Source organism: Paenibacillus sp. 01T443, from assembly GCF_056398325.1.
In genome coordinates this window covers 1-388 of sequence record NZ_JBFTPE010000090.1, presented here as the reverse complement: position 1 = coordinate 388, position 388 = coordinate 1, and the positions used below count along the sequence as shown (strand labels likewise).

1 rRNA gene is annotated in these 388 nt (G+C 52.7%); it reads left to right on the top strand.

Annotated elements, in window-relative coordinates:
- Positions 1-35: 35 nt before the first annotated feature.
- Positions 36-388 (top strand): 16S ribosomal RNA (locus AC1DLI_RS34430); the annotation flags it as partial.

Here is a 388-nt window from a genome sequence, read left to right as displayed (position 1 = left end):
AAAAGCGATAAAAAGTAATGAGCATTTCAAACACCAATTTGGAGAGTTTGATCCTGGCTCAGGACGAACGCTGGCGGCGTGCCTAATACATGCAAGTCGAGCGGATCTCGCGTTTTCTTYGGAAAACGCTTGGTTAGCGGCGGACGGGTGAGTAACACGTGGGTAACCTGCCTGTAAGACTGGGATAACATTCGGAAACGAATGCTAATACCGGATACGCAGCTTGGTCGCATGACYGRGCTGGGAAAGATGGAGCAATCTATCACTTATAGATGGACCCGCGGCGCATTAGCTAGTTGGTGAGGTAACGGCTCACCAAGGCGACGATGCGTAGCCGACCTGAGAGGGTGATCGGCCACACTGGGACTGAGACACGGCCCAGACTCCT